General features: G+C 64.4%; 12 protein-coding genes. 5 read left to right on the top strand and 7 right to left on the bottom strand.

Annotated features, from left to right (window positions below; translation table 11 throughout):
- Nucleotides 1-125: 125 nt before the first annotated feature.
- Nucleotides 126-1811 (bottom strand): methyl-accepting chemotaxis protein, encoded by a 1686-nt coding sequence (locus tag GPL20_RS30190; RefSeq protein ID WP_254124895.1) that lies wholly within the window; start codon nucleotides 1809-1811, stop codon nucleotides 126-128.
- Nucleotides 1812-2072: 261 nt separating this feature from the next.
- Between GPL20_RS30190 and GPL20_RS30185 the strand changes: the two genes are divergently transcribed.
- The 5 genes from GPL20_RS30185 to GPL20_RS30165 all read left to right on the top strand — a co-directional run bounded on the left by GPL20_RS30185 (nucleotide 2073) and on the right by GPL20_RS30165 (nucleotide 7977).
- A complete protein-coding gene (locus GPL20_RS30185; protein WP_157334582.1) occupies nucleotides 2073-3116 on the top strand; it encodes a C-terminal binding protein in 1044 nt (347 codons plus the stop codon).
- Between the two features lie 86 nt (nucleotides 3117-3202).
- Nucleotides 3203-4549, top strand: a complete 1347-nt coding sequence (locus GPL20_RS30180; RefSeq protein WP_157334580.1) for an ABC transporter substrate-binding protein — start codon at nucleotides 3203-3205, stop codon at nucleotides 4547-4549.
- Nucleotides 4550-4688: 139 nt separating this feature from the next.
- Nucleotides 4689-5645 carry a carbohydrate ABC transporter permease gene (locus GPL20_RS30175; RefSeq protein WP_157334578.1) on the top strand — a complete coding sequence of 319 codons (957 nt, stop codon included), beginning with the start codon at nucleotides 4689-4691 and terminating at the stop codon, nucleotides 5643-5645.
- Entirely contained in the window at nucleotides 5638-6537 is a 900-nt protein-coding gene (locus tag GPL20_RS30170) for a carbohydrate ABC transporter permease (RefSeq protein WP_157334576.1), read from the top strand. The genes GPL20_RS30175 and GPL20_RS30170 overlap by 8 nt, the downstream gene beginning before the upstream one ends.
- A gap of 84 nt (nucleotides 6538-6621) precedes the next feature.
- Nucleotides 6622-7977 carry an esterase-like activity of phytase family protein gene (locus GPL20_RS30165; protein WP_157334574.1) on the top strand — a complete coding sequence of 452 codons (1356 nt, stop codon included), beginning with the start codon at nucleotides 6622-6624 and terminating at the stop codon, nucleotides 7975-7977.
- Nucleotides 7978-8197: 220 nt separating this feature from the next.
- On the opposite strand, the gene GPL20_RS30160 is transcribed toward GPL20_RS30165, so the two are convergent.
- The 6 genes from GPL20_RS30160 to GPL20_RS30135 all read right to left on the bottom strand — a co-directional run bounded on the left by GPL20_RS30160 (nucleotide 8198) and on the right by GPL20_RS30135 (nucleotide 13765).
- Nucleotides 8198-9025 (bottom strand): TonB family protein, encoded by an 828-nt coding sequence (locus GPL20_RS30160; protein ID WP_157334572.1) that lies wholly within the window; start codon nucleotides 9023-9025, stop codon nucleotides 8198-8200.
- Nucleotides 9025-9471 carry a TonB system transport protein ExbD gene (exbD, locus tag GPL20_RS30155; RefSeq protein WP_157334570.1) on the bottom strand — a complete coding sequence of 149 codons (447 nt, stop codon included), beginning with the start codon at nucleotides 9469-9471 and terminating at the stop codon, nucleotides 9025-9027. The genes GPL20_RS30160 and exbD overlap by 1 nt, the downstream gene beginning before the upstream one ends.
- Before the next feature lie 3 nt (nucleotides 9472-9474).
- Entirely contained in the window at nucleotides 9475-10251 is a 777-nt protein-coding gene (exbB, locus tag GPL20_RS30150; protein WP_157334568.1) for a tonB-system energizer ExbB, read from the bottom strand.
- A 26-nt stretch (nucleotides 10252-10277) separates the two neighbouring features.
- The gene (hutX, locus tag GPL20_RS30145) at nucleotides 10278-10781 is read right to left on the bottom strand and encodes a heme utilization cystosolic carrier protein HutX (RefSeq protein ID WP_157334566.1); all 504 of its coding nucleotides are present in this window, start codon (nucleotides 10779-10781) and stop codon (nucleotides 10278-10280) included.
- 23 nt (nucleotides 10782-10804) lie between these two features.
- On the bottom strand, nucleotides 10805-11140 hold the full coding sequence (gene hmuQ / locus GPL20_RS30140; RefSeq protein ID WP_092216822.1) for a heme-degrading protein HmuQ: 336 nt from the start codon (nucleotides 11138-11140) through the stop codon (nucleotides 10805-10807).
- 228 nt (nucleotides 11141-11368) lie between these two features.
- On the bottom strand, nucleotides 11369-13765 hold the full coding sequence (locus GPL20_RS30135) for a TonB-dependent hemoglobin/transferrin/lactoferrin family receptor (RefSeq protein WP_157334564.1): 2397 nt from the start codon (nucleotides 13763-13765) through the stop codon (nucleotides 11369-11371).
- Nucleotides 13766-13900 lie beyond the last annotated feature (135 nt).

Below are 13900 nucleotides of genomic sequence, written 5' to 3'. Positions count from 1 at the left end.
CCGACATTTCAGCTCGTAGGGTGGGCAAAGCGTAGCGTGCCCACCAACGTTCTCGACGGATACGGAAGAAAGGTGGGCACGGCGCTTACGCGCCTTTGCCCACCCTACGAGTTCAGCGCAAGAATTTACGCCGCGCGCACTTTGGCGAGGAAGCCGTCGACGGCGCTGCGCAGTGCGCCGGACTGGTTGTCCAGCTCGCGGGCATTGGTGAGCACGTCCGAGGCGGCAGTGCCGGTTGCCTCCGCAGCGGAGGTGACGCTGCCGATGTGCGCATTGATCTCGCTGGAGCCGGCCGCGACCGACTGGATGTTGCGGGCGATCTCGCGCGTGGCCTCGCCCTGCTGCTCGATCGAGGCGGAAATGCCCGCGGTGATCTCGCTCATCTCCGCAATCGTCTGGGTGATGCCGCCGATCGCCGCGACCGCATCGCTGGTCGAGGTCTGCATCGCCGCGACCTGGGCCGAGATTTCCTCGGTCGCCTTGGCGGTCTGGTTGGCCAGTGCCTTGACCTCGGAGGCGACGACGGCGAAGCCGCGGCCGGACTCGCCGGCCCGCGCCGCCTCGATGGTGGCGTTGAGCGCCAGCAGGTTGGTCTGCGCCGCGATCGAATGAATGAGCTTGACCACCTCGCCGATCTTCTCGGCCCCGGTGGAGAGCTCCTGCACCGTGGCATTGGTGCGCTCGGCGTCGTTGACGGCGCGGCTCGCGACTTCCGTCGAGCGCGTCACCTGGCGGGAGATTTCCGCAACCGAGCTCGACAGCTCTTCGGCGGCCGCGGCAACCGTGCCGACATTGCCGGAAGCCTTTTGCGAGGCGGCGCCGACGGTGGCGGCGCGCGCGCTGGCGTCGCTGGCGGTCGCGGTCATCGACTGCGCCGTGGTCTGCATGCCGGCCGCAGCCGAGGAGACCGAGCGGACGATGCCGTTGACGCTGCGTTCGAAGTCGCTGGCGATGCCCTCCATCGCACTGCGACGTTCCGCCGCGGCACGCTCCGTGGCATCGGCCTCGGTCTTCTCCAGGTCGCGGATGCGAACCGCGTTGTCCTTGAAGATCTGGACGGTCGAAGCCATCGCGCCGATCTCGTCACCGCGGCCGACGCCGGGGATATCACCCTCGAGCCTGCCATCGGCAAGCTCCTTCATGCGGGTGCCGAGCAGCGCGAGCGGCCGGCTGATGCTGCGGCCGATCAGCCAGGCGACACTGCCAGCAACAATGACGATGCCGAGCATGGCAACGGCGAGCAGCCAGTAGACCGGGCCCATCTTCTGGTCGATGTCCTCGAGATAGGCGCCGGTGCCGAGATACATGTCGAAGCCGGGGACGGCGACGGCGTAGCCGAGCTTGCGGATCGGCTTCTCCTGGCCGGGCTTCATGTATTCGTAGAACAGCAGGATCTCGCCGTTCGCCTTGACGCCGTCCATGATCTCGCGGGACAGCTTCCGCCCGTTGGTCTCGACCTCCATGCGGTTGGCACCGATCACCTTCGGATCGGGCGCGAGCTGCGTGATGCCGTCATAGGTGGTGCCGAACAGATAGCCGGAACCCTTGTCGTAGGTCATGGCGTTGCCGTAGCGGCGGAGTTCCGCCAGCGCGGCCTCCTTCGTCATCTCGCCGGCATTGACCCGCTTCATCAGCGTGGCCGCGTAGTTGCGGGCCATTTCCACGATCGCCTTGGTCTGGTCGATGCGCGCGCTCACCATCTCCTGCTTCATCAGGTAACCGGCGAGGACACCGGAGACGCACAGGCCGAACAAGGTGACGCCGACAAGGATGCCAAGCTTGGGGGCGATCTTCAGATTGCTCAACTTCACGGGATGGCTCCGGCAATAAGGGATACGGGCACGCGACCAAATCGATCAAAATCGAATCAACTTTTAGTGTGAGAGCCCTTAGCAAGTTACTTACGCGCCTCCGTAGAAGCCCGGAATCCGCCGCGAAAACCGGCAATTTATCTCCAGGCCGACAACCGGGAATTGTACGCCTTCGCGCCGATTTCGCGTAAAAGACGCAAAGGCCCGCTCACAGGCGCGGGTCACGACAAGAAACCGACAAAACAAAATCGGGAGCAGAAAATGCCGAAATACAGGGTGGTGACGCCGAAGGGCGCGAGCTTCACGGTCGCGGGCAGCGACTATTCCTACGAGCGCGAGGCGCTCGATCCGATCGATGCCGAGATCGTCGAGGCCCCCGCGAACGAGGCCGAATTCATCGCCGCCGCGAAGCACGCCGACGCCATCTATGCCAAGGGCATCCCGATCACCAAGACCATCATCGACAGCCTGCAGGACTGCAAGGTCATCACGCTCGGCTCGGTCGGCGTCGACAGCGTCGACGTCAAGGCCGCCACCGCGCGCGGCATTCCCGTCACCAACATCCCCGACACCTTCATCGAGGAAGTCGCCGACCACGCCATGATGCTGCTGCTCGCGGGCTTCCGCCGCCTGGTCGAGCAGGACCGCATGGTGCGCGACGGCCGCTGGGCCGAGGGCCGGCCGGCATTGCTCAAAGTCCCGCGGCTGATGGGTCAGACGCTCGGCTTCATCTCGTTCGGCCGCGTGGCCCGCGCGGTTGCGAAGCGCGCCGCGCCCTTCGGCCTGCGCATGATGGCCTACGATCCCTTCATCCAGGAAACGCTGATGTACGACCACGGCGTCGTTCCGGCGACGCTGAACGAGGTGCTCTCGCAATCCGACTTCGTCTCGATGCACGCGCCGGCAAGGCCCGAGGTTCATCACATGCTGACCGAAAAGCACTTCCGGCAGATGAAGAAGGGCTCGATCTTCATCAACACCGGGCGCGGCGCCACGGTGGACGAGGAGAGCCTGATCAAGGCGCTGCAAGAGGGCTGGATCGCGCATGCCGCTCTCGACGTGCTGGAGAAGGAACCGCCCTCGCACAACAATCCGCTGCTCGGCATGGAGAACGTGACCCTGACCGCCCATGTCGCTTCCGCCTCGGCACGGTTCGACGAGGCGCGCAAGCGCCGCGTGGGCTACGAATTGTCACTGGTGCTTCAGGGCATGTGGCCGGTAAGCTGTGTCAATCCGTCGGTGCTGCAAAACACCGCGCTCCGCCGCTGGCAACCGGTCAGCATGGATCGCGGGCCGAACAGCTAGGCGGCCGGCGCAGAACGCGCCCGGAAACCGAGAAGACCCTTCACCGGCGATCAACGCCGGGAAGGGAGACAACAAGGGAGGAACTGATGAGGAACGACCTCACGCGTCGTGATGCATTGGCGCTGGGCTTGTCTGCTGCGGCACTCGCCACCACCGGTGCTGCAGCGCAAACATCGCCATCCAACATCAAGGCCGCCGATGTGGCGGTGCCCAAGCGCGACATCGAGAAGGGCGCATCCCTGCGCATGCTGCGCCCGGTGCGCTTCGTCCAGGCCGACGAGGACGTGTTCCGCGCCAATGCGGCAAAATTCACCAAGGAGACCGGTGTCGAGGTCAAGGTCGACTTCGTCGGCTGGGAAGATATCAACCAACAGACCGCGGTGACCGCCAATTCCGGCGCCGGCCCCGACATCATCATCGGCTTCTCCGATGCGCCGCACATCTATATCGACAAGCTGATCGAGCTGACGGACGTCGCCGACTACGTCGGCAAGCGGTATGGCGGCTGGCTGCCACTGGCGCAGCGCTACGGCAAGAAGAACAAGAGCGACGCCTGGATCGGACTGCCGTTCGGCGCCACCGCCGGTCCCCTGATCTACCGCAAATCGATCCTGCAATCGGTCGGCTTCGACAAGGTGCCGGAAGACCACGCCGGAATTCTCGACCTGTGCCAGAAGCTGCACAAGGCCGGCAAGCCGGCCGGCTTCGCACTCGGCAATGCCAAGGGCGACGGCAACGGTTTTGCGAACTGGGCGCTGTGGTCGCACAACGGGTCCCTGCTCGACGAAGAGGGCAACGTCACCATCAACAGCAAGGAGACCATCGCCGCGCTGAACTGGGTCAAGCAGATCTACCCGACCTTCATCGCCGGCACGACATCGTGGAACGACGTCAGCAACAACCGCGCCTACTCCTCGCAGGAGATTTCCCTGACCGCCAACGGCGTCTCGCTGTACTTCTCGTTGAAGAACGATCCGGCGACCAAGGCGATCGCCGACGACAGCGAGCATCAGTTGCTGCCGAAGGGCCTGGCCAAGGTCTCGCCGATGGCGGGCCTGACGCTGAACGCCATGGTGTTCAAGCACAGCCAGTACCCCAACGCCGCAAAGGCCTTCCTGCAATACATGCTGGAGAAGGATCAGTACGAGCCGTGGCTCAATGCCAACTCCGGCTATTGGTCACAGCCGCTGGCCGCCTATGCCGAGGCCGCCGTGTGGTCGCAGGACCCCAAGGTGAAGCTGTTCAAGGACACGATGAACAGCACCTATTATGACGGCTACAAGGGCCCGATCTCGACGGCGACGGGTGCCGTCAGCGCCGACTACGTGCTGATCCAGATGTTCTCGGCCGTTGCGACCGGCGCGGCCACGCCGGAGGCCGCGGCCGCGGAAGCCGAGCAGCGCTGCAAGCGGTACTTCCGGCGGCAGAAGTAACGGCCGACGACAAAGCGGCCGTCATTGCGAGGAGCGAAGCGACGAAGCAATCCAGACTGCCACCTCAGAAGCAGACTGGATTGCTTCGCTTCGCTCGCAATGACGATGTGGTGACTTTCACAGACAGGACAACGAACTGATGTCCGTGACGACATTTTCCTCCCCCGCACTGGCGCAGCGGCAGCCGAACTGGATCGTACGCCTGTTCGACTACAAGCCGTTCCTGATCGTGATGTGTCTGGCCCCTGCGATCGGGCTGCTCGCGGTCTTCCTGACCTATCCGCTCGGCCTCGGCGTCTGGCTCGCCTTCACCGACACCACGATCGGCCGGCGCGGCATCTACGTCGGCTTCGAGAATTTCCAGTATCTGCTCACCGATTCCCTGTGGTGGAACGCGGTGTTCTACAGCGTGGTCTACACCGGCATCGCGACGTTCGGGAAATTCGCACTCGGCTTCTGGCTCGCGCTGCTGCTCAACAACCATTTTCCTTTCAAGAGCGTGCTGCGTGCGATCATCCTGCTGCCCTGGATCGTGCCGACCGTGCTGTCGGCGCTGGCGTTCTGGTGGATCTACGATCCGCAGTTCTCGATCATCTCCTACCTGCTGGTCGACGTGCTGCACTGGCGCGACAGCAATGTCGACTTCCTCGGCTCGCCCTGGCCGGCGCGCTTCTCTCTGATCGCCGCCAATATCTGGCGCGGCATCCCCTTCGTCGCGATCTCGCTGCTCGCGGGCCTCCAGACCATCTCGCCCTCGCTCTACGAGGCTGCGATGCTGGACGGGGCCAGCGCCTGGCAGCGTTTCCGCTACATCACCTTCCCGATGATGATGCCGATCCTCGCCATCGTCATGACCTTCTCGATCATCTTCACCTTCACCGACTTCCAGCTGGTCTACGCCATCACCCGTGGCGGGCCCGGCAACTCGACCCATCTGCTGGCGACGCTCGCGTTCCAGCGCGGCATCGCCGGCGGCGAGCTCGGCGAAGGTGCCGCGATCGCGGTGTCGATGATCCCGTTCCTGGTGTTCGCGACGCTGTTCTCCTATTTCGGCCTGGCGCGCCGCAAATGGCAGCAGGGAGAGAGCAATGACTGATACTGTCGCGCAACAAGCCGTCGCCGACGCGAAAGCGGCACCCGACACCATGGCCTGGGATTCCGGGCTGCGGCGGCTGATGATGATCTATTTGCCGCTCGGCTGCTTCGTGCTGATCCTGCTGTTTCCGTTCTACTGGATGGCGATCACCTCGTTCAAGCCGAACGCGGAGCTGATGAACTACAAGGCGCACAATCCGTTCTGGATCTCCTCGCCGACGCTGGCGCACATCAATCACCTGCTGTTCAACACGGCCTATCCGCGCTGGCTGTGGACGACGATGCTCGTGGCCATCGGGTCGACCACGCTGTCGCTGATTGCGAGCACGCTGGCCGCCTATGCCATCGAACGCCTGCGCTTCCGCGGCAGCCCCTATGTCGGCCTCGGCATCTATCTGGCCTATCTGGTGCCGCCGTCGATCCTGTTCATCCCGCTCGCCACCGTCGTGGTGCAGTTCGGCCTGTTCGACAGTCCGTTGGCGCTGATCCTGGTCTATCCGACCTTCCTGGTGCCGTTCTGCACCTGGCTCCTGATCGGCTATTTCAAGTCGATCCCCTACGAGCTCGAGGAATGCGCACTGGTGGACGGCGCCACACGGCTTCAGATCCTGCGGCGGATCACGCTGCCACTCGCCGTGCCCGGCCTGATCTCGGCCGGCATCTTCTCCTTCACGCTGTCCTGGAACGAGTTCATCTACGCGCTCGCCTTCATCCAGAGCGGCGCCAACAAGACCGTGCCGGTCGCGATCCTGACCGAGCTCGTCACCGGCGACGTCTACCAGTGGGGCGCACTGATGGCGGGCTCGCTGCTCGGCTCGCTGCCGGTTGCGATCTTCTACTCGCTGTTCGTGGACTACTACGTGTCCTCGCTGACGGGCGCGGTAAAGGAGTAAACGGCTGCTGCGGCGTTTGGCCCGGCTTCACAAAAGTGCAACATGCGGTCCGCATAAGACGTCCTCCCGCAACAGGAGACGCACATGCGCGCGACCTTTCTCGCCTCCGTCGCAACGATCATTCTCACCGCAAGCACCGCGCTCGCGCAGAACGAAGGTGAATTCCCGGCCAAGCTCGCCGGCCACGCGGTGATGCCGGCGGAGTCCTTCATCGACGCCCCGGCGGATGCGCCGGCCGATCTCAAGACCTCCGGCAAATACACCACCGGCAAGCGCGTCGACGCGCTCGGCACCGTGATGGGCAAGTCCGCGGATCGCCCGACCGGCGTGTCGCTGCCGTTCAAGGGCCAGCCGCTTCAGGGTCATTCCGGCATCAAGTCGATGGGCGACGGCACCTTCTGGGTCATCACCGACAACGGCATGGGCGCGCGCGCCAACTCGCCGGACTCGATGCTGTATTTGAACCGCTACAAGATGGATTGGGCCAGCGGCAAGATCGAGCGCCAGGAGACCATCTTCCTGCACGATCCCGACAAGAAGGTGCCGTTCCGCATCGTGCATGAGGACACCCAGAAGCGCTACCTCACCGGCTCGGACTTCGACACCGAGGGCTTCCAGATCATCGGCGATACCATCTGGATCGGCGACGAGTTCGGCCCCTACATCCTCAAGGCCGACAAGACAGGCAAGATCCTGGCCGTGTTCGACACCGTTGCCGACGGCAAGCCGGTGCGCTCACCCGACAACTGGGCGGTGGCGACGCCGGGCGCGCCGGGCGCGACCTACACCAACGTCAATCTCCGCCGCTCCAAAGGCTATGAGGGCTTTGCGTCCTCGAAGGACGGCAAGTTCCTCTACGGCCTGCTCGAGGGCCCGCTGTGGGACGCCGACAAGAAGGACTGGGAGAAGGTCGACGGCAAGGAAGCCTCCCGCATCCTCGAATTCGACGTCGCTGCCGAGAAGTTCACGGGCCGCTACTGGCAGTATGTGTTCGAGCAGAACGGCAACGCCATCGGCGACTTCAACATGATCGATCAGGCCACCGGTCTCATCATCGAGCGCGACAACGGCGAAGGCACTGCCGACAAGGCCTGCCCGCAAGGCCAGCGCGGCGAGAACTGCTTTCCTGATCTCGCCAAGTTCAAGCGCATCTACAAGATCGAGCTCACCGACGCCAATGTCGGGAAGCCCGTGCGCAAGATCGGCTATATCGACCTGATGAAGATCCAGGATCCGAACAAGAAGGCTCGCAAGCCGCTCAATGACGGCGTCTACACCTTCCCGTTCTTCACCATCGAGAACGTCGATCGCGTCGACGACACCCACATCATCGTCGGCAACGACAACAATCTGCCGTTCTCGTCCAGCCGCGATCCCAACAAGGCCGACGACGACGAGTTCATGCTGCTCGAGGTCGCGGACTTCCTGAAGGCGAAGTAGTTTCTTCAGCCTATCCTCAGCCGCCACAACCCCTGCTGTCGTCCCCGCGAACGCGGGGACCCATAACCACAGGGAGTAGTGTGGCGCGAGCGGGTAACTCCGAGCCTTCGCCAAATATCTCCCCTGTGGTTATCGCGACGAGCGCAAGCGCTCGCGCGGGGGTCCCGGATCTGCGCTTGCGCTTGTCCGGGACGACAGCTGGGTCTGTGGCAACAGCCCACTACCGCACGACAAACTCCACCGGGACCGAAAAGCTCATCGTGCCGTTCTTGATTTCCGCCGGGATCGGCGGGAACGGCGAGGCCTGCTGGATCATCGACGTCGCCTTGGCGTCGAACGCGGCAACGCCGGACGAGCTGACGCGGCTGGACACGATCTGGCCGCTGCGGCCGATCGTGAAATTCACCCGGACCAGCCCGCGCTGACCGTTGCCGCCGGACGGATAGGAATGAAAGCGCATCAGATGCGCGCGGACGCGCTGATTGTAGGTCGCAACCAGCGACGCGATCGCGCCCGCACTCATGGCGGACGCCGCCGGCGCCTCGCGCTCGGCGCGGGGCGGTGCGCTGGTGCGCGGCGCGGGCAGCGCCTCCGACGGCTTCCTGGCCTCGCGGCGGACCACCTTTGGCTTTTCGGGCGCCGGCGTCTCTTGCGGCACGATCTTCGCCGGCTCAGGCCTGGCCGGTGTCGGCTCCGGCTTCTGCTCCGGCGGCGCCACGACCTCCGGCTTCTCCTGCGGCGGTGTCGGCGCGATGGTCTCCTCGACCGCCTGCCGCTGCACGGGCTCGGGCGGCGAAGCGTCGGCCTCCTGCATGACCGGCCCCGGCGCGACGTCGTCGTGCGTCGATTGCGGCGCCGACGTCACCGGCGCCATGTCGACCATGATCGCCGGCAGGCTGACGCCCTGCTCAGCCGGACGGCTCAACCAGTTCAGCGCCAGCGTCACTGCACCGACATGCAGCGCCATAATCAGCACCGCCGATACGCCCCAGCGCGCGGCCTCGCGCTCGCCGAGCGGCTCGTGCAACGCAAAAGCGTTCGCGGTCATCAGCTGCGTCCGTCGAGGCCGACGAGTGCGACCTTGAGATAGCCGGCATTGCGCAAGGTGTTCATCACCTCCATCAGGTCGCCGTAGGAGACGGCCTTGTCGGCGCGCAGATAGATGCGCTCCTCCTTGCGGCCCTTGGTGGCGACATCGAGCGAAGTGCCGAGCGCGTCGCGGCCGACGGCATCTTCGCCGACCGCGAGCGAGAGGTCCGGTTTGACGGTGACGAAGACCGGCTTGTCGGGCCGCGGCGCCGGTTCGGCCGCGGTCGCCGGCAGATCGACGCCGATGTCGACGGTGGCGAGCGGGGCCGCCACCATGAAGATGATCAGCAGCACCAGCATCACGTCGATGAACGGCGTGACGTTGATCTCATGAGTAATGTCGAGATCACCGGCGTCGCCGCGCTTGAGCGGCGATCCCGACCGCGCGCCGAGCTTCGCAGCCATGGCCTACTCCGCCGCCCGCGCCAGGCGGAACTCGCGATGATCGCGCTGGCGGCTGACCAGCAGCATGAGCTGCGCCGAGGCATCCCCCAGCAGCGCGCGGTAATTGGCGATGCTGCGGACCAGATGATTGTAGATCACGACCGCCGGGATCGCAGCGACGAGCCCGAGAGCGGTCGCGAGCAGCGCTTCCGCAATGCCGGGCGCGACCACCGCAAGACTCGTGGTGTGGCTCTCGGAAATGCCGATGAAGGAATTCATGATGCCCCAGACGGTGCCGAACAGGCCGACGAACGGCGCGATGGCCCCGATGGTCGCGAGCACGCCGGTGCCGCGCGCGATCTGCCTGGACATCGCGGCCTCGACCCGTTCCAGCCGCAGCGCAACCCGCTCCTGAAGACCGTCATCGAGCACGCCGCCGGAGAGCTCCGCCTCCTTGGCGCAGGACTGGATGAGCTGGGCAACGGCATCGTGGGCGTCGCCGGCCCGGGCCGACGCCTGCGCCAGCGTCATGTTGCCTTCGAGCGCGCGCGTCCGCTTCAAGGCGAGCGCGCCCTTGCGGCGGAGCTCGATGGTCTTGGCGAGCCACACCGTCCACGTCACCAGCGAGGCGACGGCGAGCCCGACCATCACCGTCTTCACGACGATGTCCGCGCTGACGAACATGCCCCAGGGCGACAGATTGCGCGGCAGCAGCACCCCGTCGATCGCAAAAGCCCGTGTCGGCGCGAGCGCGAACACGATCGTGACGATCATGTGCCGAAGTCTGGAAATGCCCTGCATCCTGATCTCCCGACGGATAGAGGAAGCTACGCCGCAATCCGGTCCGCAAGCTGCCGGAACCGCGCAAGCTGGTCGGCACGCAGCGCCCGGGTCTCGTCACGACCGACGAAGACCTTGAACATGATGCCGCCATCCGCATTGACGAAGGCGACGAAGGCCGAAATCTTGCCCATGAAGGGACGCTCGACGAAGGAGACGGCCGCGCAGCGCGCATGGCGGAGATGGCCGTGCAATCCCTTCGGCTGCATCAGGTTGAAATAGCCACGGCCGATCTCGCCAGCGGGAATGGCGCCGGTGAACTCGAAGATCGCATCCTCCGTGTGCACGATCAGGGTGACCTCGCCCCATTCGGCGATGTCCTGCATGGCGGCAGCGAAATGGTCGCCGGCGCCGATGCGGACCATGGACGGCGGCAGCGCCTCGATCACCGCGCGCGGGGTGACCTTGCGCTCGCGCGCGACGTCCTCGATCACCGCGCCGGGATTGTCGGCCATGTAGGCTTTGAGATCGGCGAGATCCTTGCTCAGCATGTCCTGCTCCTCCGCGGGCCGCGTCAGGCCGCCGCGTTCGCCTTGCGCTCGGTCATGATGACCTCGAACCCTTCGAACTTGGGATGGCCGAGATAGAGGCTTTCTCCGGTCTTGTTGTCGGCGCGTGCGTGAGCGCGACGGAATTCTTCCGAGCGCGTCCAGGCCTCGAAGGCGGCCTTGTCGACCCACACCGTGTGCGAGGAATACAGCGTGTGGTCCTCGAGCACCGGTCCCTTGAGCAGATGGAATTCGACGAACCCGGCCATGCTGCCGAGATAGGATTCGCGGGTGCGCCAGACGGTCTCGAACGCGGCTTCCGAGCCGAGCTTCACCTGGAACCTGTTCATCGCGATAAACATTCGATCTTCTCCTGTCAGACTGTCGATCGGCGCATGCCGACCGGATGTTTCAGAACGCGCCGAAGCCACGCTGGGACGTCAGCGTGGCTCTGGCGGTCAATACGGCGTCCCGCTTGGATCGTCGGCCCTAAAGCGCGATGAGATTGGGATGAATCGTCATCGCGCTTCAGGTTATTGCTTGAGCATGATCCTTTCGGAAAACCGCTTCACACTTTTCCGGATCATGCTCTAGATGCCGCCGAAGTGGTACTTCAGGCCTCCCTTGACCACGAGCCCCGCCCCGGCGCTCGCCCATTTCACGTCGTTTTGCGTATCGCCCGTACTGCCGACCGGAATGGCGTAGGGGCGGTAGTACTGGTTGAGGAGATTCTCGACCGAGAAGTTGAGCGTGAGATCCGGCCGCGGCTGATACTGGGCGTAGAAATTCACGAGATCGAACGACGTTGCCGGCGTGTAGGTCCGCGGGATATCGTAATTCGCGATCGCCGAGGTCCACATCACCGAGAGGATCAGCGTCCTGTCGAGCAGACGCACGCCCGCAGTCGTGGTGATCTTCTGCGGCGGAATGCTGTAGAGGCCAAATCCGGTCTGGAGGTTCTTGCCGTTCTGATAGGTCCCGGAGAGGCCGAAGAACCAGGTGTTCGCGTCGTACATCGTCTCGGCTTCGAAACCCTGGATGCGCGCGGAGGCGACGTTCTGATACTGCAGGAACGGCAGCACCGTGATGCTGGGCGCCGGCGGCGGCCCGGTCGGAACCACCAGCGGATTTCCGTAGGCGACCTGGTCGATGAAGTCGGTGATGTCGTTGCGGAAGAAGTTGATCTTGCCGCGCAGCGTATCACCCGCCGTAAAGAGGTCGTTCTTCTTGATGTTGAAGCCGATCTCCTTGTTCTTGCCGACCTCGGGCCGCAGGTTCGGATTCGGCACGAAGCAGAACGTCGAATCTGCGCCCGGCCCCGGCGTACCCGACGGACAGCGGAAGAACGAGTCGTTGATCGTCGCGCCCGAATGCGGGCCGCTGACCAGCGTCTCCGTGATCGAGGGCGCCCGATAGCCTTCGGCGTAGCTGGCATAGGGCGTCACGAACGCAGTGGGAACGAGAGCGACCGTGATCTTCGGCGACAGGCGGTCGCCGCCGGACGACGCGGAGGCCGAGGACAGCTGATAATTGTCGTAACGGAGCGCGCCGATCACCTCGAGCATCGAGGTGTAGTCCGCCTTCCATTGCACGAAGCCGCCGGACACGGTGCGCTTTCCGCCGGGAGTCGTGACTTCCGAGGTGCCGGTCCTGTCCTGCGTCGACACCTTGTCCTGGAAGGCATCGAGACCGTAGGTCACCGCGTGGCGCCAGCTTCCGGTCTCGAACCGCGTCGTGTTGTGCACGTCGACGCCGATCGTATCGAGCAGATATCCGCGATTGCTGCCGATACAGCCGGACACGGCGTTGCCGGGCACTCCACCGCAAAAGACCGACGGCGTCGTGCTGGTATGTGCCGTCTTGATCTGGTCGTTCTCGGTCCGGTTCCAGTAGACTTTTGCATCCCAGTCGAACCATTGATCATCCGGCTGCGAATATTTCCAGCCGAGCGTCGTGGTGTAGTTCTTGACGTTGGACGCGTAGATCGACGTGCCGCTCAGATTGTTGGTGCCGTTCGCGTTGGTCGAATTGGGATCGCCGGCACGTCGCGGCGGCTGGCCCACGCTGTAGATGTCTTCCTGGAAGATGGTGCCGAGCTTGACCTCGTGCCCGTCCGCCGGCCGCACCGTCAGCTTGGCGATGCCGCTGGTGAGCCGGTTGCCGGTGTTGGCGACCTCGAAGCCGGTGCCGTCCTTGTAGTTCTCCTGCGTCGAGTAGGTGCCGCCCGCAAACACGTCGACGTTCGGGTTGACGTGAACGCCGCCGAAGGCCGAGCCGAGCGCGCGTCCGTAGTTGCTGCCGAGGATGGTCTTGACGTCGACGCCCCAGCGCTCGCCCGCGCGGACGACGTCCTCGATATCCTTGGTGCGGAACGATGCCACGCCGCCGATCGCACCGGAGCCGTAGATATTGGCGGTCGGACCGCGGACGATGTCGATGCCGCTGATCAGTTCGGGATTGAGGAAGAACGAGCCGTTGGCGAAGTGACCCGTGCGCTGATAGTTCTGCCGCGCTCCGTCGACGATGACGGCGACACGGCCGAAATCCTGCAAGCCGCGGATATTGATCGAGGTCGACGGCTCATCGCCGCGATTCTGAACCCACACGCCCGGCACATTATAAATGAGATCGCCAACGGTGCTGGCCTGACGAGCCTCGATTTGCGCCGACGTCACGACGCTGACCGGCGCGAGCGCGTCGACCGCACGCTCATCGGTCTTGGAGGCTGCAGCCGTGATGGTGTCGAGCGACTGGACGCCGACGATCGCCTGCGCACGCGCATCCCACACGCTGGCGCCGGCCTGCGGTTGATTGGCCTGCGGCTTGGCCGGATTGCGCTTGGCCTGCTTGGGAGGCTGTACCGGCTTGACCGACTGCGCGGCTTGATCGGCGGTCTGCGCAACACCGCTCTCCGTCATCAACGACGCGATTGAAACCACCGACGCGCCTAAAATCAGGGCGCGCGAATACCTAGCCCCGTCAGCCATATCAGCCCCAGCCTGCACTTCACTTCAGTTCTTGGAGTCGTTTGGCTGGCGTGCGTTCGCAACGCGAACGACTGGCTGGCTGATTATCTCAACACGCGGGCAAGTCACCCCGCTGCCACAATTGGTTACGTGGCA

Source organism: Bradyrhizobium cajani (assembly GCF_009759665.1).
GTDB lineage: Bacteria > Pseudomonadota > Alphaproteobacteria > Rhizobiales > Xanthobacteraceae > Bradyrhizobium > Bradyrhizobium cajani.
Note: the sequence above shows the minus strand (reverse complement) of the source record. Positions and strands in the feature narration are given on the sequence as shown.

Excerpts from the sequence above, each read along its gene's own strand:
- GPL20_RS30185 (WP_157334582.1), top strand. The coding sequence starts at position 2,073 with ATGCCGAAATACAGGGTGGTGACGCCGAAGGGCGCGAGCTTCACGGTC.
- GPL20_RS30180 (WP_157334580.1), top strand. The coding sequence starts at position 3,203 with ATGAGGAACGACCTCACGCGTCGTGATGCATTGGCGCTGGGCTTGTCT.
- GPL20_RS30175 (WP_157334578.1), top strand. The coding sequence starts at position 4,689 with ATGTCCGTGACGACATTTTCCTCCCCCGCACTGGCGCAGCGGCAGCCG.
- GPL20_RS30170 (WP_157334576.1), top strand. The coding sequence starts at position 5,638 with ATGACTGATACTGTCGCGCAACAAGCCGTCGCCGACGCGAAAGCGGCA.
- GPL20_RS30165 (WP_157334574.1), top strand. The coding sequence starts at position 6,622 with ATGCGCGCGACCTTTCTCGCCTCCGTCGCAACGATCATTCTCACCGCA.
- GPL20_RS30160 (WP_157334572.1), bottom strand. The coding sequence starts at position 9,025 with ATGACCGCGAACGCTTTTGCGTTGCACGAGCCGCTCGGCGAGCGCGAG.
- exbD (WP_157334570.1), bottom strand. The coding sequence starts at position 9,471 with ATGGCTGCGAAGCTCGGCGCGCGGTCGGGATCGCCGCTCAAGCGCGGC.
- exbB (WP_157334568.1), bottom strand. The coding sequence starts at position 10,251 with ATGCAGGGCATTTCCAGACTTCGGCACATGATCGTCACGATCGTGTTC.
- hutX (WP_157334566.1), bottom strand. The coding sequence starts at position 10,781 with ATGCTGAGCAAGGATCTCGCCGATCTCAAAGCCTACATGGCCGACAAT.
- hmuQ (WP_092216822.1), bottom strand. The coding sequence starts at position 11,140 with ATGTTTATCGCGATGAACAGGTTCCAGGTGAAGCTCGGCTCGGAAGCC.
- GPL20_RS30135 (WP_157334564.1), bottom strand. The coding sequence starts at position 13,765 with ATGGCTGACGGGGCTAGGTATTCGCGCGCCCTGATTTTAGGCGCGTCG.